The 25,838-nt window shown below is 73.6% G+C and carries 23 protein-coding genes; 5 read left to right on the top strand and 18 right to left on the bottom strand.

All coding sequences use genetic code 11. From position 1 onward, the window contains the following. Window positions 1-109 precede the first annotated feature (109 nt). The gene (locus ACFYZ3_RS25145) at window positions 110-1,000 is read right to left on the bottom strand and encodes an alpha/beta fold hydrolase (RefSeq protein WP_388521842.1); all 891 of its coding nucleotides are present in this window, start codon (window positions 998-1,000) and stop codon (window positions 110-112) included. A gap of 512 nt (window positions 1,001-1,512) precedes the next feature. Beyond that, on the bottom strand, window positions 1,513-2,205 hold the full coding sequence (locus tag ACFYZ3_RS25140; RefSeq protein ID WP_104635278.1) for a metal-dependent transcriptional regulator: 693 nt from the start codon (window positions 2,203-2,205) through the stop codon (window positions 1,513-1,515). 222 nt (window positions 2,206-2,427) lie between these two features. Between ACFYZ3_RS25140 and ACFYZ3_RS25135 the strand changes: the two genes are divergently transcribed. The 3 genes from ACFYZ3_RS25135 (at window position 2,428) to ACFYZ3_RS25125 (ending at window position 5,718) form a co-directional block, all read left to right on the top strand. After that, window positions 2,428-3,183, top strand: a complete 756-nt coding sequence (locus ACFYZ3_RS25135; protein ID WP_388521839.1) for an SIS domain-containing protein — start codon at window positions 2,428-2,430, stop codon at window positions 3,181-3,183. A 69-nt stretch (window positions 3,184-3,252) separates the two neighbouring features. After that, window positions 3,253-4,128, top strand: coding sequence for a GNAT family N-acetyltransferase (locus tag ACFYZ3_RS25130; RefSeq protein ID WP_388521836.1), 876 nt, complete (start codon window positions 3,253-3,255; stop codon window positions 4,126-4,128). A 165-nt stretch (window positions 4,129-4,293) separates the two neighbouring features. After that, the gene (locus tag ACFYZ3_RS25125; protein ID WP_388521833.1) at window positions 4,294-5,718 is read left to right on the top strand and encodes a PAS domain-containing protein; all 1,425 of its coding nucleotides are present in this window, start codon (window positions 4,294-4,296) and stop codon (window positions 5,716-5,718) included. Between the two features lie 257 nt (window positions 5,719-5,975). Here the strand turns inward: ACFYZ3_RS25125 and ACFYZ3_RS25120 are convergent, their stop codons facing one another. Beyond that, window positions 5,976-7,076 carry a citrate synthase 2 gene (locus ACFYZ3_RS25120; RefSeq protein ID WP_361012975.1) on the bottom strand — a complete coding sequence of 367 codons (1,101 nt, stop codon included), beginning with the start codon at window positions 7,074-7,076 and terminating at the stop codon, window positions 5,976-5,978. Between the two features lie 280 nt (window positions 7,077-7,356). On the opposite strand from ACFYZ3_RS25120, the gene pdxH reads away from it, so the two are divergent. Then, window positions 7,357-8,061 (top strand): pyridoxamine 5'-phosphate oxidase, encoded by a 705-nt coding sequence (gene pdxH / locus ACFYZ3_RS25115; protein WP_388521829.1) that lies wholly within the window; start codon window positions 7,357-7,359, stop codon window positions 8,059-8,061. Between the two features lie 18 nt (window positions 8,062-8,079). Here the strand turns inward: pdxH and ACFYZ3_RS25110 are convergent, their stop codons facing one another. The 13 genes from ACFYZ3_RS25110 to ACFYZ3_RS25050 all read right to left on the bottom strand — a co-directional run bounded on the left by ACFYZ3_RS25110 (window position 8,080) and on the right by ACFYZ3_RS25050 (window position 22,983). Continuing rightward, window positions 8,080-8,640 carry a hypothetical protein gene (locus ACFYZ3_RS25110; RefSeq protein WP_388521826.1) on the bottom strand — a complete coding sequence of 187 codons (561 nt, stop codon included), beginning with the start codon at window positions 8,638-8,640 and terminating at the stop codon, window positions 8,080-8,082. 4 nt (window positions 8,641-8,644) lie between these two features. After that, a complete protein-coding gene (locus ACFYZ3_RS25105) occupies window positions 8,645-9,283 on the bottom strand; it encodes a TetR/AcrR family transcriptional regulator (protein WP_388521823.1) in 639 nt (212 codons plus the stop codon). After that, on the bottom strand, window positions 9,271-10,014 hold the full coding sequence (locus ACFYZ3_RS25100) for an enoyl-CoA hydratase family protein (RefSeq protein WP_388521820.1): 744 nt from the start codon (window positions 10,012-10,014) through the stop codon (window positions 9,271-9,273). Before ACFYZ3_RS25100 ends, ACFYZ3_RS25105 begins: the two co-directional genes overlap by 13 nt. Then, window positions 10,011-11,579: a 4-coumarate--CoA ligase family protein gene (locus tag ACFYZ3_RS25095; RefSeq protein WP_388521817.1), complete on the bottom strand. Its 1,569-nt coding sequence runs from the start codon at window positions 11,577-11,579 to the stop codon at window positions 10,011-10,013. The genes ACFYZ3_RS25100 and ACFYZ3_RS25095 overlap by 4 nt, the downstream gene beginning before the upstream one ends. Before the next feature lie 62 nt (window positions 11,580-11,641). Beyond that, window positions 11,642-12,790 carry an acyl-CoA dehydrogenase family protein gene (locus ACFYZ3_RS25090; protein WP_388521814.1) on the bottom strand — a complete coding sequence of 383 codons (1,149 nt, stop codon included), beginning with the start codon at window positions 12,788-12,790 and terminating at the stop codon, window positions 11,642-11,644. An 80-nt stretch (window positions 12,791-12,870) separates the two neighbouring features. Beyond that, window positions 12,871-14,715, bottom strand: coding sequence for an acetyl/propionyl/methylcrotonyl-CoA carboxylase subunit alpha (locus ACFYZ3_RS25085; RefSeq protein ID WP_388521812.1), 1,845 nt, complete (start codon window positions 14,713-14,715; stop codon window positions 12,871-12,873). Window positions 14,716-14,723: 8 nt separating this feature from the next. Then, a complete protein-coding gene (locus ACFYZ3_RS25080; protein ID WP_388521809.1) occupies window positions 14,724-16,322 on the bottom strand; it encodes an acyl-CoA carboxylase subunit beta in 1,599 nt (532 codons plus the stop codon). 31 nt (window positions 16,323-16,353) lie between these two features. Then, window positions 16,354-18,030: an acyclic terpene utilization AtuA family protein gene (locus tag ACFYZ3_RS25075; RefSeq protein ID WP_388521806.1), complete on the bottom strand. Its 1,677-nt coding sequence runs from the start codon at window positions 18,028-18,030 to the stop codon at window positions 16,354-16,356. Next, entirely contained in the window at window positions 18,027-18,857 is an 831-nt protein-coding gene (locus tag ACFYZ3_RS25070) for a TIGR03084 family metal-binding protein (RefSeq protein ID WP_388521803.1), read from the bottom strand. Before ACFYZ3_RS25070 ends, ACFYZ3_RS25075 begins: the two co-directional genes overlap by 4 nt. A gap of 160 nt (window positions 18,858-19,017) precedes the next feature. Continuing rightward, window positions 19,018-20,799: a serine/threonine-protein kinase gene (locus tag ACFYZ3_RS25065; protein WP_388521800.1), complete on the bottom strand. Its 1,782-nt coding sequence runs from the start codon at window positions 20,797-20,799 to the stop codon at window positions 19,018-19,020. Window positions 20,800-20,905: 106 nt separating this feature from the next. After that, window positions 20,906-21,400 (bottom strand): hypothetical protein, encoded by a 495-nt coding sequence (locus tag ACFYZ3_RS25060; protein WP_388521797.1) that lies wholly within the window; start codon window positions 21,398-21,400, stop codon window positions 20,906-20,908. Beyond that, window positions 21,397-21,891, bottom strand: a complete 495-nt coding sequence (locus ACFYZ3_RS25055; RefSeq protein ID WP_388521795.1) for a MarR family winged helix-turn-helix transcriptional regulator — start codon at window positions 21,889-21,891, stop codon at window positions 21,397-21,399. The genes ACFYZ3_RS25060 and ACFYZ3_RS25055 overlap by 4 nt, the downstream gene beginning before the upstream one ends. 33 nt (window positions 21,892-21,924) lie before the next feature. Then, entirely contained in the window at window positions 21,925-22,983 is a 1,059-nt protein-coding gene (locus tag ACFYZ3_RS25050) for a DMT family transporter (RefSeq protein WP_388521792.1), read from the bottom strand. A 218-nt stretch (window positions 22,984-23,201) separates the two neighbouring features. Here ACFYZ3_RS25050 and ACFYZ3_RS25045 point away from each other — a divergent pair, with 218 nt between their 5' ends. After that, window positions 23,202-23,654: an NUDIX hydrolase gene (locus ACFYZ3_RS25045; protein ID WP_388521790.1), complete on the top strand. Its 453-nt coding sequence runs from the start codon at window positions 23,202-23,204 to the stop codon at window positions 23,652-23,654. A gap of 22 nt (window positions 23,655-23,676) precedes the next feature. Here ACFYZ3_RS25045 and ACFYZ3_RS25040 read toward each other — a convergent pair whose 3' ends face one another. Both ACFYZ3_RS25040 and ACFYZ3_RS25035 read right to left on the bottom strand, forming a co-directional pair. Next, window positions 23,677-24,228, bottom strand: coding sequence for a DinB family protein (locus tag ACFYZ3_RS25040; RefSeq protein WP_388521787.1), 552 nt, complete (start codon window positions 24,226-24,228; stop codon window positions 23,677-23,679). Between the two features lie 95 nt (window positions 24,229-24,323). Then, on the bottom strand, window positions 24,324-25,832 hold the full coding sequence (locus ACFYZ3_RS25035) for an FG-GAP-like repeat-containing protein (protein WP_388521784.1): 1,509 nt from the start codon (window positions 25,830-25,832) through the stop codon (window positions 24,324-24,326). Between the last annotated feature and the right edge of the window lie 6 nt (window positions 25,833-25,838).

Below are 25,838 nucleotides of genomic sequence, written 5' to 3'. Positions count from 1 at the left end.
CTGGGGCGGGCCGGTCAGGCTGGGGCGGGCCGGTCAGGCTGGGGCGGGCCGGTCAGGCTGGGGCGGGCCGGTCAGGCTGGGGCGGGCCGGTCAGGCTGGGGCGGGCCGGTCAGGCGTCCCCGAGAGCGTTCAGGAACGGCTCGATGGCCGTGCGCCATGCCTCCGGCTGGTCGTAGTGGACGAGGTGGCCGGCGTCGGCGACCTCCGCGTACTGGCCGCTCGGCAGGACGCGGACCATCTCCTGGGCCTCGGCACGGCCCAGCTCGCCGTCGAGGCCGCGCACCACCAGGGTGGGGCAGCGCACCTGGGCCAGCTCCTCCCAGTGCGCGTCGTAGACCCAGGTCTCGCGGGAGCGCAGCATCTGCTCGGGTTCGAAGACGGGGCGCCAGCCGTCCGGGGACTCGGCCATCACCTCGGCGTAGAACTCGCCGCGGGCCGGGTTCGGCCGCTCCACCCACGGGTCGTCCTCGCCGAACCACTTGCGGACGTCGGCGAGCGTGGCGAAGGGGACCGGCCAGGCGCGGAACCACTCGGTCCAGGTGTGCTGCGAGGCGGCGCCGAGGGCGGAGGCCCGCATGTCGCAGATGATCAGACCGCGGACCAGGTCGGGGCGTTTGGCGGCGAGCTGCCAGGCGGTCAGCGCGCCCATGGCGTGACCGATGAGGACGGCCGGGCCGAGGCCGAGCTGCTCCAGGGCGGCCTCGACGTCCTCGACGTAGGCCTCCCGGGTGTAGGCGGCCCGCGGGGGCTTGTCGCTGCGGCCGTGGCCGCGCTGGTCGAGGGCGACGGCCCGGTGCCGGGCGGAGAGCCAGCGGGCCGTGGGAGCCCAGTGCGAGGCGCGGCCCATCAGGCCGTGCAATAAGAGCACGCCGGGCAGGTCTCCCGCGCCGGACGCGGAGGAGGACGGGTCGTGCGCCCCGTCGGTCTTGGGAGGGTCGCCGAACTCCCAGGCCGCGAGGCGTACGCCGCCCGCGCCGGTCACGTCGATGCGCCGCGCCATTGGTCCTGGCACCCCCAAGCTCCGCTCGGACCGCCCGCCCTCGCGGACCGGCCGGTCCTGTGAACCGTGTCCTGCCTGCCGTGCAAGGTATCGAAGCTTATCGAATACCCATTCGAAAGAGCCGTCTCGACGAGCAACACCCCTCATTCGAGTGACACCGCTCAGGGATTGATCGCCGCCGCCCAGGGGAGATCTTCAACGGGAGGCGGACCGCTCGGGGAAAACGGTCCGAGGGGATTGACCTTGAGAGCTCGGGGCTCCAGGTCAGCACAGGGGAGGACAGGCCCCGGCGCCACACGGCGCCGGGGCCCTCTCCGTCTCGCCGGCCGTCTCTCCGGCATGCCCCACCCCCCTCTCCGGCCCGGGCGACATCGCTGTCAGCCACGGCCAAGAGCCCCTCACGTCCGGTGCCTCAGGCGACAGCCTCGCACGCGAAACGCCCGACCGCTGCGATTCGGCGCACAGGGACCCCGAATCCACGGGCCCCGGACAACGGTCCTCTCCGGGCGCGGTCAGCGCTTGGCGACGAACACGTGGGAAGCGGTGTCCGCCTCCAGCTCGGCGGCCTCGCCGCCACTGCCCACCAGCACGCCGCCCGCCGACTCGGTCACGCTCACCACCGAGCCGGGCTGCACCCCGGCCCGGCGCAGCGTGTACATCAGCTGCGCGTCCGTCTGGATCGGCTCGCCGATCCGGCGCACGACGACCGTCTTGCCCTCGATCCCCGGGTCGAGGTCGGCCAGGGAGACCATCCCCTCGTCCAGGAACGGATCGGCCCCGTCGGTCTCGCCCAGCTCCTCCAGGCCCGGGATCGGGTTCCCGTACGGCGACTCGGTCGGGTGCCGCAGCAGCTCGAGCACGCGGCGCTCCACCGCCTCGCTCATCACGTGCTCCCAACGACACGCCTCCGCGTGCACCTGCTCCCACTCCAGGCCGATCACGTCGACGAGCAGGCACTCCGCGAGCCGGTGCTTGCGCATCACGCGCGTCGCCAGCCGCCTGCCCTCGTCGGTCAGCTCCAGATGCCGGTCCGCCGCCACGGACACCAGCCCGTCGCGCTCCATCCGCGCCACCGTCTGGCTGACCGTCGGGCCGCTCTGGTCGAGCCGCTCGGCGATCCGGGCGCGCATCGGGACCACACCTTCCTCCTCCAGCTCGAGGATGGTGCGGAGGTACATCTCCGTGGTGTCGATCAGTCCGGACATACGTGCCCCTCGATGAGATTGCCGGAGGCTACGGCCCACCGGCGCGTGCGCTGGCCCTGCCACCAATTCTGACGCATACCACCGACAACCGTGCCTCGCCGCGAAAAGCCGGGTCCGACGGCGCCCGCCCGGGCCCTGTCCGCCGCGTTGACGCCGTATTGACACCGCACTGGTCCAGACCGCACCGTGATCCGCGACACAGCCACTCCGAAGGGGCCCCGCATGAGCGACCACAAGCCGGCCGGCCAGTTCCTCGACGCGGCGATCGACCTCCTGCGACGCGTCCGCGACGAGGAGGCGGCCGGCATCGAGGCGGCCGGCACGCTGCTCGCCGACACCGTGCAGAACGGCGGCCGGCTCTTCGCCTTCGGCGCCGGTCACTCCTCCCTCGCCGCCCAGGACGTCGTGTACCGCGCCGGCGGGCTCGCCCTGATGAACCTGCTCACCGTGCCCGGCGTCGTCGGCATCGACGTCATGCCCGCCACCCTCGGCTCCGCCCTGGAACGGATCGACGGCCTCGCGAGCGCCGTACTGGACTCCTCGCCGCTCCGCGCGGGCGACGCCCTGGTGATCATCTCCCTCTCCGGACGCAACGCCCTGCCCGTCGAGATGGCCATGCACGCCCGCGCCCTCGGCCTGCGGGTCATCGGCGTGACCTCGGTCGCGTACGCGTCGCAGACGACGTCGCGGCACACCTCCGGCACCTTCCTCAAGGACCACTGCGACATCGTGCTGGACTCCAAGATCGCCGTCGGCGACGCGGAACTCACCCTCGACACCGTCCCCGCCCCCTTCGCACCCGCCTCCACGGTCGTCACCGCCGCCCTGATGCAGGCCGTGACGGCCACGGCCGCCGCCACCCTCGCCGACCGCGGCGTCGAACCCCCGCTGCTGCGCTCGGGCAACGTGGACGGCGGCCACGAATGGAACGCCCGCGTACTGGAGCAGTACGGCGAGCGCATCTTCTACCGCCGCTGAACGACCGCGGGACCCGCGGCACACCAAAGGCATTGATCGTTTCCGCGCCGCTCACCTACGGTTCCGCCCATGACGGAACTACAGGGGGGCCCGCCGGTCAGGCGGTCGATAGTCGGCGGGTCGACGTTCGAGGAGCGGATCGGGTACGCCCGCGCCGTCGTCGACGGGGACTGGGTGCACGTGTCCGGGACGACCGGCTTCGACTACGCGGCGATGACGATCTCCGGGGACGTGGTCGAGCAGGCCGAACAGTGCCTGCGGAACATCGGGTCCGCGCTGGCGGAAGCGGGATGCACGTTCGCGGACGTGGTGCGGGTGCGCTATCTGCTGCCCGCGCGGGAGGACTTCGAACCGTGCTGGCCCGTGCTGCGCCGGGCGTTCGGGCAGGTACGGCCGGCCGCGACGATGATGGTGTGCGGCCTCGCCGACGAGCGGATGCGGATCGAGATCGAGGTGTACGCGCGCCGGGGAACGGTCGCGACCGGAGCCGGCCCGGCACTGCGGATCGAGCCGGTGGACGGGGACGCCATGGTCGAGGAGTGGCGGCACGTGCACAACGTGATCGTGCCGCCGGCCGCCATGACCCACGACGAGGCGCGGGAACGCGCCGGACGCAACCGCCTGGCCAACGCCTACCTCGGGGACACGCTCGTCGGCTGCTCCACCGTGCGGCCGCCCGGGGGCGAGGAGCGGGTCGCGACCGTGATCGCACGGACGCTGCCCGCGTACCGGGGGCGCGGGATCGGCACGGCACTCTACGAGGAAGGGCTGGCACACGCGCGCGTGCTGGGCGCCGGAACGGTGGAGACCGTGGTGCTGGCCGCCAACACCGACGGGTTGCGGTTCGCCGGGGCGCGTGGGTTCGTGGAGAAGGAGCGGTACGTGCTCGACGGCGAGCACGACGAGTGGGTCGATCTCAGGCTCGCCCCCGCCCGCCCGGCATGACCGGCCACGCCCCTTCATGACGGGGGCGTATGCCGAGTTTCCGCAGTACAACGATTTCCGCGAACTTGCGGGAACTCGGTGTGTGCTGCATCACGTTCGAGTTGAATGAAGGCCAGTGAGCGAACCGACGTACCGTACGGCGGACGCAGCCTGCAGGGGGTCCAGGTGAGTGCTTCGCGGCGTAGTGGGACCACCGACGAGCTGGGGCCGGACGAGCCGGAGCAGCCCGAGCGGGACGGCGCGGACCTGTTGGCCGCGCTCCTCGACGGCATGGACGCGGCCCTGTGCGCCTTCGACGCGGACGGGGTCGTGACCCATTGGAACCGCGAGGCGGAGCGGATCCTCGGCTGGAGCGCGGCCGAGGCCGTGGGCCGGCAGGGCTTCGCGGGATGGGCCGTGCGCAGCGCGGACGCCGGAGAGGTCGAGGACCGCCTGCTGTCCGCCATGCGGGCGCCGGGCCGCCAGGTGAACGAGTTCGCGCTGCTGACCAAGGACGGCGGCCGGGTGCTGGTGCGCACCCAGTCCGCGGCGGTGCGCGGCCCCGACGGGCGGCCCGCGGGGGTGTACTGCGCGTTCAGCGAGGTGCACGCACAGATCGACCTGGAGCGCTCCATCGCGCTGAGCGAGGCCCTGCTGGAGGACGCGAGCTGGGGCGTCGTCCTGGTCGACGCGGACCTGCGACCCGCCGTGGTCAACGCCCACGCGGCACGCGCGCTCGGAGCCGGGCGCACATCCGTCCTGGGACGGCCCCTCGGCGACCTGCTCGCCCAGGGCGTCGAAGAGCTGGAGAACGCGCTGACGCACGTCCTGGCCGAGGGCGCGCCACCCGCACCCGCCGAGGTGTGGGTGAGCCTGCGCACCCCCGAGGGCGAGCGGCGCCGGTGCTGGCGCAGCGGGTTCGTACGGCTGGCCTCGCCGCTCGCGGAGGAGCCGGTGCCGCTGGGCGTCGGCTGGCTGTTCCAGGACGTCACGGAGTCGAAGCAGAGCGAGCAGGAGGCGGCGCTGCTGCGCTTCCGGGCCAACCAGCTGCACCGGGCGGCACGCGCCGCCGCCGAGTGCGAGGACCCGGCCGAGGCCGCGATCGTCCACCTGGACTTCGCCCTGGCCGGGTTCGCCGACCACGCCCTGATCGACCGCGTGGTGGGCGGCGCGACGTCGGACACCGACGCCGCGGAGCAGGTGCGGCTCGTACGGGTCGCGGCCACACCGTCCGGCGCGCCCGGGCCCAGCGTGCCGTCCGGGACGTCCGGGATGCCGGTGCGCTACGGCGAGGGGCACCCCGCCGTGCAGTGCGTGGAGCGAGCGGGCTCGGTCCGGGCCAGCGCCGGTGTGCGGGCGGTCCCGGCCGAGCAGGTACGCCGGTGGGCCACGGCCCGCCAGTGGCCGGAGGACACGGTGCACGGCCTGTGCGCGGTACTGCGCAGCCGCGGCCGGACCCTGGGCGTCGTCACGTTCCTGCGCGGCGCGGGCCGCAGCGCCTTCGAGCGACCGGACGCGATGTACGCGGAGGACGTGGCGGTCCGGATCGCCACCGCGCTGGACCTGGCGGGGGCGGTGGAGCGGCCCGAGAACCTCAGAAAAATGGGTTGATCCGTGGGAGACGGCTTCCTAGTGTTGCTGTTACTTCGGAAGGGAGGTGGTTCGGCAAATGTATGAATACCGGACGGAAGAGGTGGCTGCGGGCTAGCAGCCCGTCACCACATCCTGTGCGGTGCCGGACCCGCGTGTGCGCGATGCACGCAGCCGGCCAATCCATCGCAGTCACCCGACCCGCGAGTCGCCGGTACGTCCGGCCGGCTCCTCCACGGAGGAACCTGACTCGCGGGTCGCCTGCGTTCAGGGGGCGGTCAGTCCGCGATGTCGGCGTAGCCCTCGATGTCGTGGGGGTCGCGGGTGCCCGGGCCCACGTAGCGGGCGGAGGGGCGGACCAGGCGGCCGGTGCGCTTCTGTTCCAGGATGTGCGCGGACCAGCCTGCGGTGCGGGCGCAGGTGAACATCGAGGTGAACATGGGGGCCGGGACCTCCGCGAAGTCCAGCATGATGGCGGCCCAGAACTCGACGTTGGTGGCCAGGACCCGGTCGGGGCGGCGGGCGTGCAGTTCGGCGAGGGCGGCCTTTTCCAGGGCCTCGGCGACCTCGTAGCGCGGGGCGCCCAGTTCGCGGGCGGTGCGGCGCAGGACGCGGGCGCGCGGGTCCTCGGCGCGGTAGACGCGGTGGCCGAAGCCCATGAGGCGTTCGCCCGCGTCGAGGGTCTTCTTGACGTAGGCCTCGGCGTCGCCGGTGCGTTCGATCTCCTCGATCATGTGCAGGACGCGGGACGGGGCGCCGCCGTGCAGCGGCCCGGACATGGCGCCCACGGCTCCGGAGAGGGCGGCGGCGACGTCCGCGCCGGTGGAGGCGATGACGCGGGCGGTGAAGGTGGAGGCGTTCATGCCGTGCTCGGCGGCGGAGGTCCAGTAGGCGTCGACGGCGGCGACGTGCTTGGGGTCGGGTTCGCCGCGCCAGCGGATCATGAAGCGTTCGACGACGGACTGGGCCTTGTCGATCTCGCGCTGCGGGACCATGGGCAGGCTTTGGCCGCGCGCGGACTGGGCGACGTAGGACAGGGCCATGACGGCGGCGCGGGCGAGGTCGTCGCGGGCCTGTGCGGCGTCGATGTCCAGGAGGGGTTTGAGGCCCCACGCCGGGGCGAGCATGGCGAGGGCCGACTGGACGTCGACCCTGATGTCGCCGGAGTGCACGGGGATGGGGAAGGGTTCGGCGGGCGGCAGGCCGGGGTTGAAGGCCCCGTCGACGAGCAGGCCCCAGACGTTGCCGAAGGAGACGTGCCCGACCAGGTCCTCGATGTCGACGCCGCGGTAGCGAAGGGCGCCGCCCTCCTTGTCGGGTTCGGCGATCTCCGTCTCGAACGCGACGACTCCCTCTAGCCCGGGTACGAAGTCGGACATCAGGCGGCTCCTCGTGATCAGTGGTGTACGGCGACCTGTGCGGAGACGGTGCGGCGCCTCCATGGATCCACGGTCGTGTGTCCGACTCGCGGTCCCGGCGGTCACCCCTGTGATGCCCCGTACGGCCGTCGGTCATCCGGCCGGAGCGGGACCAAGCACCATATCCCCGGGTGCCCCGTTTGGGGAGTGTCTACGGCACTGAGTGCCACCGGGTGCCCGCTCCGTGCCGTGGGCGACCGGGCGAGGACCGGCGGCCGGGTGCCCGGTCGGATACGGCAGGATGGGCGGCGTGACCGATCGCGAAGCCGATTCCGCCGTCCCCGCCGCCGACCCAGTCCCCTTCGATCTCGCCTCGATGCGCAAGCAGTACCGGGCCGAGGGGCTGTCCGAGACCGAGCTGGCGGCGACGCCCGTCGAGCAGTTCGCGCGCTGGTTCAAGCAGGCGGCGACGGACGGCGGGCTGTTCGAGCCGAACGCCATGGTGGTCTCCACGGCGGACGCCGAGGGGCGGCCCAGCTCCCGCACGGTGCTGTTGAAGCACTTCGACGAGCAGGGGTTCGTGTTCTACACCAACTACGACTCCCGCAAGGCACGCGAGCTGGACGCGAACCCGCACGTGTCGCTGCTGTTCCCCTGGCATCCGATGGCCCGGCAGGTCGTGGTCACGGGCGTCGCTCGTCGCACGGGCCGGGACGAGACCGCCGCGTACTTCCGGACCCGGCCGCACGGCTCCCAGCTGGGTGCCTGGGCCAGCGCGCAGTCCACGGTGGTGGCCGGGCGGCGTGCCCTGGACGCGGCGTACGCCGAGCTGGCGGCGCGGTATCCGGAGGGCGAGCAGGTGCCGGTGCCGCCGCACTGGGGCGGGTTCCGGGTGGTGCCGGCGGCGGTGGAGTTCTGGCAGGGCCGGGAGAACCGGCTGCACGACCGGCTGCGGTACGTGGCGGAGGCCGGCGGGGGCTGGCGGGTGGAGCGGCTCAGTCCGTGACGGGTCCCGGCGCCGCGTTCAGAACCTGCCCCAGAGGTACGTGGTGCGGTGGCCGTCGAGGTGGGCGGCGACGCGGGCGCGGAAGTCGTCGGTGAGGTCGGGCCAGTTCCAGAACTCGAAGCCGAGGTGGCCGAGAGCGAGCGGCGCCTCGTCCCAGGTCCAGTCCTGGACGGGGACCTGCGCGGCGCAGGCCGGGCAGTCCACCGCCGCCGTGCCCGTGTCGTGCCAGGTCTGCATCGCGGTGCTGAAGGTTGGCCAGGCGGCTGCGTCGTCGAGGGCGAGGGACGTCGCACACCGGGGGCACAGGGCCGCGCCCGGCAGGTCAGCGCCGCTGGTGAAGCCGGTGCGCCGGGTGTGGACGGCGAGGCCGTCCGAGGGTGGGAAGTCCCAGTCGTCGGTCACCGCCCGCTCCCAGTGCGGGCCGGGCGGATGACCCAGGGGCTGTCCGGGGACGCAGGGGGTGCGCTCGCCGAGGATGACGCCCTCGGCCACCAGCCACTCCCGCACGCGCCGGGCGAGCGGCCCGGCGTCGCCGTCGTCCGCGTCGAGGTCGACGATCGCCTGGAACCGGTCCCCCACGGCGTCAGCCCGCCTCCCCGTCCAGCTCCTGCTCCAGCAGCCGCGCCCACTGCTCCACGACCCGTTCCCGCCGGGCCCCGTCGTCGGTGAGGAGGTTGGCCAGGCCCAGGCCGCGGGCCATGTCGAGGAGGCCCTGGACGGTTTCGCGGGCGCCGGGGCGGGTCTCGTCGGCCCCGAGGAGGTCGACGGCGATGCGGTGGCTCTCGCGGCCGACGCGGGCCTCCAGCTCGGTCACCCGGCCGCGCAGCTGCTCCTCGTTGGAGGCGGCCACCCACAGGTGCAGGGCGGCGCGGAAGAGCGGGCCGGTGTAGAGGTCGACGAGGGCGGCGACCACCGCGCGCCGGTCGTCGGCGGCGGCGCGCTCGGGGAAGAGGGCGCGCAGCGCGACGGAGCGTTCCTCGGCGACGTACTCCACGGCCGCGGTGAAGAGGTCCTCGCGGGTCGGGAAGTGGTGCTGGGCGGCGCCGCGGGAGACTCCGGCGTGTTCGGCGACGACGGAGACCGTGGATCCGGCCCAGCCGCGTTCGGCGAGGCAGGCCACAGCGGCTTCCAGGAGCCGTTGCCGGGTGGCCCGGCTGCGGTCCTGCTTGGGCACGCGCTCCGCGCGGTCGGCCGCGTTCACGGCGCCGCTCACACCACCCATTCCGGATCCCGTCGTTCGAGGAAGGCCGTCATCCCCTCGCGGGCCTGCGGGGAGGCGAACAGCCGGGCCGAGAGCGCGGTGAGGTCGGCCGCGTCCCGGTCGAAGGCCTCCAGCACCCTAGCCGTGAGCAGCCGTTTCGTCTCGGCCAGGCCCTGCGGTGAGGCACGGCGCACACCGTCGAGGACGGGTTCGAGTACGGCGTCCACGTCGTCGCCCGCCGCGGTGACCAGGCCGGTGCGGGCGGCCTCGGCGGCGGCGAAGCGCTCGCCGGTGAGGTAGTAGCGGGCGAGGGCGCGGGGGTCGGTGCGGGGCAGCAGGGTGAGGGAGATGACGGCGGGGGCCACACCGATGCGGACCTCGGTGAAGGCGAAGGTCGACTCCGTGGACGCCGCCGCGATGTCGCAGGCGGCGACCAGGCCGAGCCCGCCGGCGCGGACGTGCCCGGCGACGCGGGCGATCACCGGTTTCGGCAGCTCGGCGATCCGCCGGAACAGGCCGACCAGGGCGTCCGGGTCGGGCGGGTCGCGCAGGTCGGCGCCGGCGCTGAAGGTGTTGCCGGTGTGGGTGAGGACGACGGCGCGGACGCCGGGGTCCTCGCCCGCCGCGGTGAGGGCGCCGGCCAGGCCGTCGACGAGGGCGGCGGACAGGGCGTTGCGGTTGTGCGGGGAGTCGAGGGTGAGGGTCTCGACGCCCCGCGCGCGCGTGCGGTCGACGTGGGCGGCCGGGGTCACCGCTGCTCCCTCAGCTGTCGGCGGAGGATCTTGCCGGAGGCGGCGCGGGGGACGGCGTCGACGAAGGTGACCTTGCGGACGCGTTTGTAGGGGGCGACGCGTTCGGCGACGTACATCATGATCTCGCCCTCCGCGAGGTCGGGTGCGGCCGGCTGGCGTACGACGAAGGCGTGCGGTACTTCGTTGCCGTCGTCGTTGTACTCGCCGATGACGGCCGTGTCGGCGACGCCGGGGTGGGTGAGCAGGAGGGCCTCCAGTTCGGCGGGGGCCACCTGGAAGCCCTTGTACTTGATCAGTTCCTTGACGCGGTCGACGACGAACAGCCAGCCGTCGGTGTCGGCGTGTCCGACGTCGCCGGTGTGCAGCCAGCCGTCGGCGTCGATCATGGCGGCGGTGGCGTCGGGGCGGCCGAGGTAGCCCTTCATGATCTGGGGGCCGCGGATGAGGATCTCGCCGGACTCGTCGGCGGGCAGGTCCTTGCCGGGGTCGGTGAGGGAGACGATGCGCATCTCGGTGCCGGCGATGAGTTTGCCGACGGTGCCGGGCGGTGCGTCGGCCATGGCGTCCAGGGGGACGACGTGGGTGCCCGGGGACAGTTCCGTCATGCCGTAGGCCTGGCCGACGGGCGGCAGGTCGAGCCGTCGGGAGCAGGCGGCGGCGAGGCGCGCGTCCAGGGGTGCGGCGGCGCTGACGATGTACTTCAGCGAGGAGAGGTCGTAGTCGGCGACCAGGGGGTGTTTGGCGAGGGCCAGGACGATCGGCGGGGCGACGTACAGGCTGGTGATGCGGTGGTTCTGAATGGCGGCGAGGAACTGCTCCAGGTCGAAGCGGGGCAGGACGACGACGGTGGCGCCGAGCCTGAGCGGGGCGTTCATCAGGGCGGTCAGGCCGTAGATGTGGAAGAACGGCAGCACGGCGAGGACGCGGTCGCCGGGCGCGGACGGCATCGACGGTTCGAGCTGGGCGAGGTTGGTGGCGATCTGCCGGTGGGTGAGCATGACGCCCTTGGGGGTGCCGGTGGTGCCGGAGGAGTACGGCAGGGCGGCGACGTCCTCGGCCGGGTCGATCGCGACGGAGGGTTCGGGCGCGGTCGAGGCCAGCATGTCGACGAGTGAGCGGTGGCCGGGCGCGCTGTCGCAGACCAGGATCTCCTGGACGCCGCCCGCGAGTTCGGCGGCCCGGCGGGCGGTGGACAGGAGCGGTGAGACGGTGACGATCCAGCGGGCCGCGCTGTCCTTCAGCTGCTTGGCGAACTCCTCCGCCGTCGCGAGCGGATGCACCGTGGTGACGGAGGCACCCGCGCGGGTGGCGGCGTAGAAGGCCAGGGGGAAGGCGACGGTGTTGGGGCTGTGCAGGGCGAGGACGTCGCCCTTGCGCACGCCGGTCTCGGCGAGGGCGGCGGCGACGCGCCGGTGGAACCGGTCCACCTGCTCGTAGGTGAGGGTGGTGCCGTCGGTGCCGTCGATCAGCGCCGGGGTGCTGCCGAAGGCGGCGGCCCCGCCGAGCACGGCGTCGTGGATGGGCAGGTCGACGGGCGGGACGTCTGCGTACTCGCTGCGGAACACGGTTCCTCCAACGCGGGCTGGATACGGCCTCAGTACTGGCCTTGTACGGGCCTCGTACTGGCCTAGTACGACTTGGGCAGGCCCAGGGTCTGGTGGGAGACGTAGTTGAGGATCATCTCCCGGCTCACGGGGGCGATACGGGCCACGCGCGAGGCCGTTATCAGCCGGGCGAGCCCGAACTCGCGGGTGAGGCCGTTGCCGCCGAGGGTGTGCACGGCCTGGTCGACGGCCTTCACACAGGCCTCCCCGGCCGCGTACTTGGCCATGTTGGCGGCCTCGCCCGCGCCGACGTCGTCGCCCGCGTCGTACAGGTGGGCCGCCTTCTGCATCATCAGGCGGGCGAGTTCGAGGTCGATGTGCGCCTGGGCGAGGGGGTGGGCGATGGCCTGGTGGGCGCCGATGGGCGTCTTCCAGACGGTGCGTTCACGGGCGTACTCGACGGCCTTGGCGAGGGCGTGGCGGCCCATGCCGATCGCGAAGGCGGCCGTCATCACGCGCTCGGGGTTGAGGCCCGCGAAGAGCTGGAGGAGGCCCGCGTCCTCGTCGCCGACCAGGGCGTCGGCGGGCAGCCGTACGTCGTCGAGGGTCAGCTCGAACTGCCGCTCCACGGCGTTGAGTTCCATGTCGATGGGGCGACGCTCGAAACCGGGGGCGTCGCGCGGGACGATGAAGAGGCAGGGCTTGAGTTTGCCGGTGCGGGCGTCTTCGGTGCGGCCGACGATCAGGGTGGCGTCGGCGAGGTCGACGCCGGAGACGAAGACCTTGCGGCCGGTGAGGATCCAGTCGCCCGTGGCCGCGTCCCGGCGGGCGGTGGTCGTGATGCGGTGGCTGTTGGAGCCGGCGTCGGGTTCGGTGATGCCGAAGGCCATGAGGCGGGTGCCGTCGGCGAGTGGCGGGAGCCATTCGCGTTTTTGCTCGTCGGTGCCGAAGCGGGCGATGACGGTGCCGCAGATCGCCGGGGAGACGATCATCATGAGGAGGGGGTTGCCCGCGGCGCCCAGCTCTTCGAGGACGAGGGAGAGTTCGGTGATGCCGGCGCCGCCTCCGCCGTATGCCTCCGGCAGGTTGACGCCGATGTAGCCGAGCTTGGCAGCGGCTTGCCAGAGGCGGGTGTTGTCTTCGGCGTTGAGGGTGTGGGGGTGGGTCTGGGCGAATGCCGCCACCGCTTCGCGGAGGGACTTGTGCTCTTCGGATTCGATGAGGGTGGTCACTGTGCTCCTTCGGGTGCGGGTTCGTTGTGGCTGGTCGCGCCCACGCGGCGGAGCCGCATATTCAATGCAGCCCCGCGCCCCTACGTCTCCTGCACCACCGCCAGGAGAGAACCGACCGCCACCTGGTGGCCAGGAACGGCGTTCAGAGCCGTCAGTACTCCCGTGACCGGGGCGGTGATCCTGTGTTCCATCTTCATGGCCTCCAGCCACAGCAGGGGCTGGCCCGCCTGGACGGTGGTGCCCTCCGTCAGGCCCTCCGCGACGCGGACGACCGTGCCCGGCATGGGGGCCAGGAGGGAGCCGGGGGCGTGCTGGGTGGTGGGGTCGGGGAAGCGGGGCAGGGCGGTGAGACGTGTGGCGTTGACGTGGACCTGGTCGCCGTAGCGGGCGATGTCGAAGGGGCGTTGTACGCCGTCCGTTTCGAGGACGACCCGGTCGGGACCGGCGTGGACGACGCGTACGCCCTCGGCGGTGAGACCCGTGCGGGTGTGCCCGTAGCGGACCTCGTGTTCCTGGCCCGCCACGGTGTACCGCTTGACCTGCGGTTGGGAGGGCAGGTTGCGCCAGCCGCCGAAGCGGCCCCCCTTGACGGTGGCGTCGGACAGGGCGGCGGCCAGCGGGGCGAGGGGGTCGGGGGCCGGCTCGGTGAGGGCGGCGAGGTGGCGGTCGTAGAAGCCCGTGTCCATGTGGCCGGAGGTGAACTCCTCGTGGCGTAGGGAGCGGACGAGCAGGTCGCGGTTGGTGACCGGGCCGTGGACCGCCGCCCGTTCCAGGGCGCCGGCGAGTCGGCGGACGGCTTCCGCGCGCGTGGGTGCGTGGGCGACCGCCTTGGCGAGCATGGGGTCGTAGTGGACGCCGATGTCGTCGCCGTCGGTGTAGCCGGTGTCCAGGCGGATGCCGTCGGGCATGGTGAGGCGGTGCAGGCGGCCGGTCTGCGGGGCCCAGCCGCTCGCCGGGTCCTCGGCGTAGAGGCGGGCCTCGACGGCGTGGCCACGCGCGCGCGGGGGGTCGTTTTCGAGGGCGTGGCCTTCGGCGATCCGGAGCTGGAGGGCGACGAGGTCGATGCCGAAGACCGCCTCCGTGACCGGGTGTTCGACCTGGAGCCGGGTGTTCATCTCCAGGAAGTGCGCCGTGCCGTCGGCGACGAGGAACTCGACGGTGCCCGCGCCGACGTAGTCGACGGCACGGGCGGCGCGTACGGCGAGGTCGTGGAGTTCGGTGGTGAGCGAGGGGGTCAGGCCGGGTGCCGGGGCCTCCTCGATCACCTTCTGGTGGCGGCGCTGGAGGGAGCAGTCGCGGGTGCCGAGCGCCCACACCGTGCCGTGGGTGTCGGCGAGGATCTGCACCTCGACGTGGCGGCCGTTCTCCAGGTAGGGCTCGACGAAGACCTCGCCGTCGCCGAAGGCGCTCGCGGCCTCCGCGCGGGCGGCGGTCAGTGCGGCGTCGAGGTCGGCGAGCCGGCGTACGACGCGCATGCCGCGTCCGCCGCCGCCGGCCGCCGCCTTCACCAGCACCGGGAGGTCGGCCTCGGTGACGTCGGTGAGGGGCGCGAGGCCCATGAGTTCCTTGGCTCGGGTCTTGGACGCCATCGCCTCGATGGCCTCGGGCGGCGGTCCGACCCACACCAGCCCCGCGTCCCGTACGGCGCGCGCGAAGTCGGCGTTCTCGGAGAGGAAGCCGTAGCCGGGATGGACGGCGTCGGCTCCGGCGGCGACGGCGGCCTTCACGATCAGGTCGCCGCGCAGGTAGGTGTCGGCGGGGGCCGCGCCCGGCAGGCGTACGGCGGCGTCGGCCACGCGCGCGTGGAGGGCGTTTTCGTCGGCGTCCGAGTGCACGGCGACGGTGCGGATGCCCGACTCGCGGCAGGTGCGGAAGATCCGGCAGGCGATCTCGCCCCGGTTGGCGACCAGTACGGAAGCAATCATGTGGTTCCTCACATCCGGAAGACGCCGAAGCCGCCGCGCGCGCCCTCGTAGGGGGCGGTGTGGACGGCGGACAGGCACAGGCCGAGGACGGTGCGGGTGTCGCGCGGGTCGATGACGCCGTCGTCGTAGAGCCGCCCGGACAGGAACATGGGCAGCGACTCGGACTCGATCTGCTGCTCGACCATGGCGCGCAGGGCGGCGTCGCCCTCGTCGTCGTACGGCTGCCCCTTCGCGGCGGCGGACTGGCGGGCGACGATGGACAGGACCCCGGCGAGCTGCTGCGGGCCCATGACGGCGGACTTGGCGCTGGGCCAGGCGAAGAGGAAGCGGGGGTCGTAGGCGCGGCCGCACATGCCGTAGTGCCCGGCGCCGTAGGAGGCGCCCAGGAGGATGGAGAGGTGGGGGACGCGGGAGTTGGAGACCGCGTTGATCATCATGGCGCCGTGCTTGATGATGCCGCCCTGCTCGTACTCCCTGCCGACCATGTAGCCGGTGGTGTTGTGGAGGAAGAGGAGCGGGATGTCGCGCTGGTTGGCGAGCTGGATGAACTGGGCGGCCTTCTGCGACTCCTCGCTGAACAGGACCCCTTGGGCGTTGGCGAGGATGCCGACCGGATAGCCGTGCAGGCTCGCCCAGCCGGTGGTCAGGCTGGTCCCGTACAGGGGCTTGAACTCGTCGAAGTCGGAGGCGTCGACGATCCGGGCGATCACCTCGCGCGGGTCGAAGGGGGTGCGCAGGTCGCCGGGGACGATGCCGAGGAGTTCCTCGGGGTCGTACTTGGGCGGCGCGGCCGGCGGCGGGTCGGCGTACGCCTTGCGGTGGCCCAGCCGGGCGACGACGCGGCGGGCCTGGCGCAGGGCGTCCGGTTCGTCGACGGCGAAGTGGTCGGCCAGGCCGGAGGTGCGGGCGTGCATCTCGGCGCCGCCCAGCGACTCGTCGTCGCTCTCCTCGCCGGTGGCCATCTTGACCAGCGGCGGCCCGCCGAGGAACACCTTGGCGCGCTCCTTGACCATGATCACGTGGTCGGACATGCCGGGGATGTAGGCGCCCCCGGCCGTGGAGTTGCCGAAGACGACGGCGACGGTGGGGATTCCGGCCGCCGACAGCCGGGTGAGGTCCCGGAAGATCGCACCACCGGGGATGAAGATCTCCTTCTGGGAGGGCAGGTCGGCGCCGCCGGACTCCACCAGGCTGATGCAGGGCAGCCGGTTGGCGAGGGCGATGTCGTTGGCGCGCAGGGCCTTCTTCAGCGACCAGGGGTTGCTGGCGCCGCCGCGCACGGTCGGGTCGTTGGCGGTGATCAGGCACTCGACGCCCTCGACGACACCGATGCCGGTCACGAGGGAGGCGCCGACCGTGTACTCGCTCCCCCAGGCCGCGAGCGGCGACAGCTCCAGGAAGGGCGTGTCCGGGTCGAGGAGCAGCTCGATGCGCTCGCGGGCGAGGAGCTTGCCGCGCTTCCGGTGCCGGGCGACGTACTTCTCGCCGCCGCCCGCGAGGGCCTTGGCGTGTTCGGCGTCCAGCTCGGCGAGCCTGGCGAGCATGGCCTCGCGGTTGGCCCGGTGGTCGGGGGCGGCCGGGTCCAGGACGGAGGGCAGGACGGTCACAGCGGGGCCTCCGGGGTGTACGGCGGGACGGTCACAGCAACCTCTCCGGGATGTCCAGGTGCCGGGCGCGCAGCCATTCGCCGAGCGCCTTGGCCTGCGGGTCGAAACGGGCCTGCGCGGCGACGCCCTCGCCGAGGATGCCTTCGACGACGAAGTTGAGGGCGCGCAGGTTGGGGAGCTGGTGCCGGGTGACGGGCAGGTCGCGGGCTTCCGGGATCAGTTCGCGGAACCGGTCGGCGGTCAGCTCGTGGGCGAGCCAGCGCCAGGCGTCGTCGGTCCGCGCCCACACGCCGACGTTGGCGTTGCCGCCCTTGTCACCGCTGCGGGCACCGGCCACGAGGCCGAGGGGGGCGCGGCGGACGGGTCCCGGCGGGAGTGGCCGCGGCAGGGGTGGCTCCGGCACATGTGCGAGTGCGACGGTGTCCTGGGCCGGGGGTGGTGCCACGGTCACGCGCCGCCCGTCATGGAGGACGGCCACATGGTCGACGGCCCCATGGGGGACATACACATCCTCGAAGACCCCATAGGGCGCGCCCTTCCCAGGTGGCGCGAGCACATGGAATCCGGGGTAGCTCGCGAGAGCCAGCTCGATCGCGGCGCCGCTCAGCGCCCGTCCCACGGCCTGCTGGTCGGCGTCCCGGACGACGAGCCGCAGCAGGGCGCCGGCCGTCTCCTCGGTGGGGGCGTCGGGCCGGTCGGTGCGGACCAGGTCCCAGCGGACGTCGGCGATCCTGCCGAGAGCGGGTTCCAGTTGCGTCCGGACCAGGTCGGCCTTGGCCTCGACGTCCAGGCCGGTGAGGACGAAGGCGACCTCGTTGCGGAAGCCGCCGAGGCGGTTGAGGCCGACCTTGAGGGTGGGCGGCGGAGCCTCGCCGCGCACGCCCTCGACCCGGACGCGGTCGGGCCCGTCCTGGCTCAGCCGTACGGTGTCCAGCCGGGCGGTGACGTCGGGTCCTGCGTACCGTGCGCCGCCCGTCTCGTACAGCAGTTGGGCGGTGACCGTGCCGACGTCGACGAAGCCGCCGGTGCCGTCGTGCTTGGTGACGACCGAGGTGCCGTCGGCGTGCAGTTCGGCGAGCGGGAAGCCGGGGCGCCGTACGTCGCCGTCCCGGAAGAAGGCGTAGTTGCCGCCGGTCGCCTGTGCCCCGCATTCCAGCAGGTGCCCGGCGACGACGGCGCCCGCCAGCCGGTCGTACTCCGTGGGCCCCCAGCCGAAGTGCGCGGCGGCGGGCCCGGTGACCAGCGCGGCGTCGGTGACCCGACCCGTGACCACCACGTCCGCGCCGGCCCGCAGGCACGCGGCGATGCCGAAGCCGCCGAGGTAGGCGTGCGCGGCCAGCGCGCCGGGGTGGTCGGCGGTGAGGTCGTCGCCCTCGACGTGCGCGACCCGCACCGGGATGCCGAGCCGCTCGGCCAGTGCCCGTACGGCGTCGGCGAGTCCGGCCGGGTTGAGGCCGCCCGCGTTGGCGACGATCCGCACACCCCGGTCGTGGGCGAGGCCGAGGCACTCCTCCAACTGCCGCAGGAAGGTGCGGGCGTATCCGGCGCCGGTGTCCTTCAGCCGGTCCCGGCCGAGGATGAGCATGGTCAGCTCGGCGAGGTAGTCGCCGGTGAGGACGTCCAGCGGGCCGTCGGTGAGCATCTCGCGCATGGCGTCGAAGCGGTCGCCGTAGAAGCCGGAGGCGTTGCCGACGCGGAGCACGCTCACCGGGGCTCCCCCTGCGCCGGGCGTCCGGCTCCCGGCGGGCGTCCGGCTCCGGGCGGGCGTCCGGCTCCCGGCGGTCCGGCGAAGGCCTGGGCGATGTCCAGCCAGCGGTCGGCGTCCGGGCCCTCGGCGGTGAGGGCGAGGTCGGCCCGGTGGGCGCGCTGGGTGGCCAGGAGGCAGAAGTCGAGCGCGGGGCCGGTCACGCGCTGGGGCGCGTCCTCGGGGCCGTACGCCCACACGTCCCCGCCGGGCGCGGTGAGTTCGACGCGGAACGGTTCGGCGGGCGGGGTGAGGCCGTGGGCGGCGTAGGCGAAGTCCCGGGCGCGGACGCCGATGCGGGCGACGTGGCGCAGTCGGTCGGTGGGCGGGCGGGACACGCCGAGGGCGGCCGCGATGTCCAGGCCGTGGGCCCAGGTCTCCATCAGGCGGGCGGTGGCCATGGAGGCGGTGGCCATGGGCGGGCCGTACCAGGGGAAGCGGGCCCCCGGGGCGGCGGTGCGCAGCGCCTCGTCGAGGGCGGCGCGGTCCTCCCGCCAGGCCGTCAGCAGCGTGGCGGGGTCCTGCTTCGCCCCCTCCTCGGCGCCGTCGTCGACGTACCGGTCGGGTGCGGCGAGCGCCTGCTCGACCAGCCCCCTGAACCCGTCCTCGTCGGTGACGGCGGCCAGGGCGGCCCGGTCGGTCCAGTTCAGGTGCGCGATCTGGTGGGCGATCGTCCAGCCGGGCGCCGGAGTGGCCAGGCGCCAGTCCTCCGGGCTCAACCCGGCTACCAGGGCGTCGAGTTCCTCGCTCTCCTCGCGCAGGTCGTCGATCACGGGTGTCGGGTCGGACACGGTCGCTCCCCTCGGGCACGGCGGCGTGCGGCGCGGTGTGGTGAGGAGCATGGCAGGGGCGGCATTAACAATCAAGCATGCTTGCATGATTTTGCGCGAGGGGCGGGTGGGGCCGGCACCTCCCCGGGTGCTTGGTCACGACGGCTTCGGACCCGCGCGGTCAGCCGGCCGGCCAGACCGTCAGGTCCACGTCGAGGAAGCCGATGTGCGGCACGGCGGTCGACTTGGTCTGGATGACCAGCAGCGCGATGTCGCCGTCGCGGTGCCTGACGCAGATCTCGGTTCCCGCCGCCGAGGCGGCCAGGGGGAGCTCGTGCGGACCGCTCCTGCCGGCGGTCAGGTCGCGGCATGTCTCGTAGGTGGCGCCCGGATCGCCGGGGACCTGAACGATCACGCTGGTGTCGCTCGTCAGCTCGCAGCCCACGCTCTCGCAGCCGAAGCGGATGTCTCCCTTGTGGCCCTTGCCCTCCTCGCCGTTGTGCAGGATCAGCGAGTTGTCATGGGTCAGCAAGGGGGTGGCATAGACGTGGGCCTGCGGAGTGGTGGCCCCGGCCGTGCGACCGTCGGCCGCCGTGTCCGACGGTCCGTCCGACGGGGCGAGCCCTGTCCCGGCCGACGACGCGGCCTCCTCTCCCGACGCCGCCCCCTCCGCCGCCGGGCGGGGCGTACCGGACGCCGACGCGGACTTCGACGCCGACGCGGACTCCGACGCGGACTCGACCGCGTCCCGGGCCCGGTCGAGGCCCCGCCCGGCCGCGTCCAGGAGGGCCGTTCCCGCCGCGATCACGAGGCCGCACGCGACGACGGCGGCGGCCGTGATCAGGACGGCGTTCCTCCGGCGGCGCCTGCGCTCCTCCGGCCCGGCCGGCCGCCGCGGCACGGCCGGCCCTCCCGGTCCTGCGGCGCCCGGCCAGGGCCCGGGGGTGCCCGGCCAAGGCGCCGGGACGGGCCCCTGCGGGGCGGTCCACGGCGTGGTGTGCACCGCGGTCGGGCCCGGGGCCGCGACCGGAGCCGCTGCGGTCGCCGGTCCCGTGGCCGCGACCGGCGGCGGGACCGTCACCGGCGGCCCGGCGATCTCCCGCCACACGGCCGGACCGGACTCCTCCCCGCCGTCCCGGCCCAGCTCCCGGCGGCACCACTCGACGATCTCCGCGGGGGTGGCCCGCTCCTCGGGGTCGGCGGCCAGGCACCGGCCGAGCAGGTCGCGCAGGCGTTCGGGCAGCTCGGACAGGTCGGGCTCGGAGTGGACGATCCGGTACAGCACGGTGGCGGCCGGACCGTCGCCGTACAGGGGCTTGCCCAGCGCCGCGAACGCGGCCGTCTGCCCGAGCGAGAAGATGTCGGTGGCCGCCGTGACGGCACCCGCGGAGGCCTGCTCGGGGGCCATGTACTGGGGCGTGCCGATGGTGGTGCCCGTGGCGGTGTGCGCGGTGCTGTCGGCGGCGAGCGAGATGCCGAAGTCGATGACGCGCGGTCCGTCGACGGCCAGCAGGACGTTGGCCGGTTTGAGGTCCCGGTGCACGATTCCCGCCGCGTGGATGGCCTGCAGCGCCTCGGCGACCCCTGCCATCAGCCAGAGCACGGCGGGCACCGGCAGCGGCCCGCTCCGGGCGACGGCGCCCGCCAGGGAGGGCCCCGGCACGTACAGGGTGGCCAGCCAGGGCGGAGTGCCGTCCGGGTCGGCGTCGATCAGTTCGGCGGTGTAGGCGCCCTTCACCCTGCGGGCCGACGTGATCTCCCGGCCGAAGCGCCGCCGGAAGGTCGCGTCGTCGGCCAGTTCCGACCGTACGACCTTGATGGCCACGGGACGGCCGCCCCGGGTGTGCGACAGGTACACCCGGCCCATGCCGCCCGCTCCGAGCCGGGCCGCGAGACGGTAACCGGCCACGGTGCGCGGATCGTCGTCCTGCAAGGGCTGGAAGACCTCGGCCGTGTGGTTCATCGGTTCCCTCCCCATGATCCCGATGAGCTGACCAGGTACGCAGCCTATGCGTTGCGGCCGTCGCCGGGCGCCGGAGGGGGCACCCTGCCGTGCGGTCCGGCGGTCGTCACCCGTCCGTCAGCGCGGCGAACTCGGCGTCGGCCCGCTCGGTGACGAGCGCGAGCACGCGGCCGGCGGCGGCCAGGTCATCGGCAGGTATCCCGCCCCAGATGCGGGCGCTGACGGGCGCGACCGCCGCGCCGACTGCGGCGAGCAGTTCGCGTCCGGCGTCCGTGGCGGGCAGGTGCGCGCCGTCCGCGACCAGCAACCCCTTGACCAGCAGCCCGTCGACGACGCTCCGGATGTCGGCCGGGTCGGCCTTGAGGGTGCCACGCACCTCGGCGACGAGGCCCTCGGGCGTGGGCGGGGCCTGGGCGGTGGCCGCGGCACGCAGGACCACCTGCTGCTGGAAGGTGACGCCGTGCCGGGCCAGGATCTGCTCCAGCACCCCGCGGGCGGCGTAGTGGGCCAGGCCGAGGGCGCGGGCGTCCGCCGGCGGTGCGTCCGTGGTCGCGGCGCCGGCGGCCGGTGCGGTGGGCGTGGCGGGTGTGCTGGCGGTCATGGCGTCGTCCTCCGGGTACTCGCGTCGTTCGGTACGGGTGGAGCGAGAGGTGCGTCGAGCAGGGCCGTCAGTTCGTCGGTGAAGGCGCGCGTCCGTGCGGCATCGAGGCCTCCGAGCGGCTCCAGCAACCGCTGGAGCAGTTCCTGGACCACCGTGACGGCCTCCCGCGTGACGGACTCGCCCCGTTCGGTGAGGGCGAGTTGCACGGCCCGTGGATCCCTGGGGTCACGGGTGCGCTCGATCAGCCCCGCCGCCTCCAGCGCTCGCGCCAGCTTCGAGACGTACAGCGCCTCCAGCCCCGTGTGGTCGGCGAGTCGGCGCTGGCTGGGCCGCTCACCGGCGCGCTGCATGCCGTACAGCGACGCGACCACCACGTACTGGGCGTGCGTGAGGCCCAGGGAGGACACGGCGCGATCGACCGCGACCCGCCATTTGTTGGCGAGCCGCCACACCAGGTAGCCGGGCGTCGCGTGCCGCGAATCCTTGCTCATGAAAAATAGAGTACATGGCTACTATGTACATGGCTATGAAATGCCGCCGGAGCGGTACGGCCGCCGTCGGCGGGACGACGCCCGGGACGACGCCCGGGACGCGCCTAGGACCCCCCCGGCAAGCACCTTCGGCCGACGCCGCCCCACCTGGGTCCGTACCGCGCCCATGCTGGCCGCGATGACCAGGGCGATGGCGGCGGACTGGGTGGCGGTCAGGGCCTGGTCGAGGATGAGGAAACCGGCCGCCGCGGCGATGGCGGGCTCCAGGCTCATGAGGATCGCGAAGGTCGGTGCGGGCAGGCGGCGCAGCGCGAGGAGTTCGAGGGTGTAGGGCAGGACGGAGGAGAGCAGGGCGACCCCGGCGCCCAGCGCGAGCGTCACCGGGTCGATCAGCTTCGACCCCGACTCCACGATGCCGAGCGGCAGGAAGAGCAGTGCCCCGACCGCCATCGCCAGGGCCAGCCCGTCGGCCTGCGGGAAGCGGCGTCCGGTGCGGGCGCTGAAGACGATGTACGCCGCCCACATGGCGCCCGCCGCCAGGGCGAAGGCGGCACCGGCGGGGTCGAGACCCTCGAAGCCGCCGCCGCCCAGCAGGAAGACGCCGGCCAGGGCGAGCGCGGCCCAGACCAGGTTGACAGCGCGGCGGGAGGCGAAGACGGACAGGGCGAGCGGGCCGAGCACCTCCAGGGTGACGGCGGGGCCGAGCGGGATGCGGTCGACGGCCTGGTAGAAGAGGCCGTTCATGGCGGCCATGGCGATGCCGAAGACGACGACCGTGCCCCAGTCGGCCCGGGAGTGCCCGCGCAGCCGGGGCCGGCAGACCAGCAGCATGACGACGGCGGCCACGGCCAGCCGCAGGGTCACCACGCCGAGCGCTCCGGCCCGCGGCATCAGGCTCACCGCCAGCGCGGCACCGAACTGCACGGAAATGCCACCGGCGAGGACCAGGCCGACCGGGCCGAGGGCGCCGAACCGCCCACCCGGAGCATCACCCGGCGCACTGTCCGGCACGGACGCGTGACCGACGGCGGGCGCGGCGGCGGGCGCGGCGGCCGGGGACGAGGTGCCGGGGGTGGCGCTGGGGGTACTCACGGAGGCTCCGGGACGGTGTGCGGACGGACGTCGTTCAGCGTACTGCACTGCACGGTCCAGAGTAATGGACCATGTCAGGCACGTAGCCGTTTTACGCAACTGTCGGGGCCGGGGTGTCCGGCTGTCAACGCGCGTCCGTCAGGCGAGCCGGGGCCGGCCGGAACGCCGCCGCCACCCGGCCCCGCCCGGCCCCGCGCCGAGCGGGTACCGTCCACCGGGTGAGACGACTCCTGACCCGCCTCTGGCGCCTGCTGCGCCCCGTCCAGAGCCGCCTGATGTGGCTGGTGAACGCCAAGTTCGTGGTCGGCGTGACCGGCGTCGTGCGGGACGACGAGGGCCGGGTCCTGATGCTGAAGCACCGGTTGTGGGCGCCGGGCCGCCAGTGGGGTCTGCCGAGCGGCTTCGCGCACAAGGGCGAGGACTTCCGGCAGACCGTCGTCCGGGAGGTCAGGGAGGAGACCGGCCTCGACGTGGAGGCGGGCCGGCTGGTCATGCTCAACAGCGGCCTGCGCACCCGCCTGGAGGTGGCGTACGAGGCCCGGCTCCTGGGCGGCGAGCTGCGCCTCGACCCCTTCGAGATCCTGGAGGCCCGCTGGTGCCGCCCGGACGAGCTCCCCGAGGACGTCCAGCCGGTCTGCCGTCCGCTGGTACAGGGCGAGACGATGCCCTGAGCAGCGGGCGGCGGGCAGCAGGTCATCCCATGCTCTTGGCGCCGTCCAGTGACTCGCGGATGATGTCGGCGTGACCCGCGTGCTGGGCGGTCTCGGCGATGACGTGCATCAGCACCCGGCGCGCCGACCACTCGGTGTCGGCCTCGAACCACGGCGCCTTCGGCAACGGCTGGGTGGCTCCCAGGTCGGGCAGAGTGGCGATCAGCTCCTCGGTCCGGCGGGCCACCTCGGCGTAGTCGTCCAGCACACCGGCCAGCGTCTCGCCGGGCAGCATCTTGAACTCGTCGGCCCGCCGAGCCCAGTCGGCCTCGGTCATGGCCGTGAAGTCGCCCATCGCGGACGGGCCGTTCACGATGAAGGCGGTCCAGTTCCGCTCGGCCGCGGCCGTGTGCTTGATCAGGCCGCCCAGACACAGCTCGCTGACGGTGGTCCGGCGCCCGGCCTGCTCGTCGGTGAGGTCACGGGTGGTGAAGCGCAGGAAGTGCCGGTGCTTGGCCAGCATCTCCACCAGGTCGGCACGCTCGCCGGTGAGGGGCTCGGTGATGGACTCGGTGGTGGGCTCTGTGGTGGTCATGGGGTCTTCGCCTTCCGCTGTTCCTGCTCCGCCGGTCGAGGACCACGCTATGACCGATCTAGGTCAACCTATGTCCTAAATCATGGCCGGGGCGCCTAGTTGGCGATTTCCCCGCCGCCCATCAGCAGATCCAGCCCCTCGGTGTCGTCGAAGGTGCCCTCGGTCAGCCGGGTGACGCCGGTCGTGGACGGTCCCTCGGCGGCGCCCCGCAGCAGGTACGCGACGCCCTCGACCGTGTCGCTGCCCGGCGCGGTCACCACGAGGTCGGCGCGACCGTCGCCGTCGAGGTCGGTGAGGCCCACGGCCGCGCCGAAGTCGGCGTCCCCGCCCGCGTCGGCACCGAGGTCGCGCCCGTCGAACAACCGGGCACCCTCGCCGCCGAGCCCGTCCGGCCCGCCCGCCAGGAACAGCACCTGCTCGGGCCCAGGCTCCCCGTACACGTCCCACCTGGGAGCCCCGGCCACCACGTCCGCGTACCCGTCGCCGTTGACGTCCCCGGTGTCCAGACTGGTGAGGACGGCGTCCTCGTCCTGGGGTTCCTCGCCGGGCACGCCGGGGGTGTCGCGGTCGACGGTCGTCGTCCTCCGCCCCTTTGGCCCGGACTCCGACCCGTACACCACCGTCACCGAGCTCCGGCTCGCGTCGCCGCCCCGGGGACTGAGGACCAGGTCGTCGATGCCGTCCCCGTCCATGTCGCCGATCGCCCCCTCGCCCGCGTCGGGGAGCCGGGTGCCCCCGGGCTGCGTGAAGCCGTCCCGGCCGCCCCGCAGGTAGCTCACCGGCAGGGTCCTGTCGCGCCAGGGCACCTCGGGCCCGGTGTCGGCGTCGTGGAAGCTCACCAGGTCGTCGATGCCGTCGCCGTCGAGGTCCCCGGCGAGGAGGTCGCTGTAGTTCGCCGTGTCGACGTCGGGGGCGGGCCGACGCGGGGCGGGGACGCGCCCGGTCCCCGCGGGGGTGCCGTCCCGCCCGAAGGGCCCCTTGAGCAGCCCCTTGTCGGAGCCGAGCCCGAAGACCAGGTCGGGGTGCCCGTCCCCGTCGAAGTCACCGGCGGCGAGTTGTTCGTCCAGGATCGGGTCGTTGTCCCAGGCGACGTGACTGGCGTCCGTCCCCGGCACCCGGACGGCGCGCGAAAGCCCGTCCTCGGAGCCCCACATGATGATCACGCTCGGCTCCCAGTCGAAGACGGAGGCGGCGAGGTCGGTGTACCCGTCCCCGTCGAAGTCGCGGGCCACGACGTCCGTCCCGAAGAACGACTCGTCCCGGTTCTTCCCCGGTATCCCGGCGTCGTCCTGCGTCAGGTACTGACACCGGGCGATCCCGGTCCCGTCCCCCGCCCCGTACGCGACCTCGACACTCCCCCCGCCGTACCCGCCAGGCACATCGCCCATCGAGCCGAACGCCAGGTCGGGGTGCCCGTCCCCGTCGAAGTCGGCGACGCCCTCCGGCGCGGGCCGGTCCGGCGCGGAGGAGGTGGCCGGGGTCCCGTGCGCGCCGCCGCCGGTCCCGCAGCCGTACGGCGCGGCGATGTCGGCGGGCCCGTCGTCGGCGATCACCAGACCCGCGGCCACCGCCAAGGCGACGACGACCGCGCCACCCCCCACCACCCACGA

This window comes from Streptomyces sp. NPDC001599, assembly GCF_042893535.1.
GTDB lineage: Bacteria > Actinomycetota > Actinomycetes > Streptomycetales > Streptomycetaceae > Streptomyces.
Note: the sequence above shows the minus strand (reverse complement) of the source record. Positions and strands in the feature narration are given on the sequence as shown.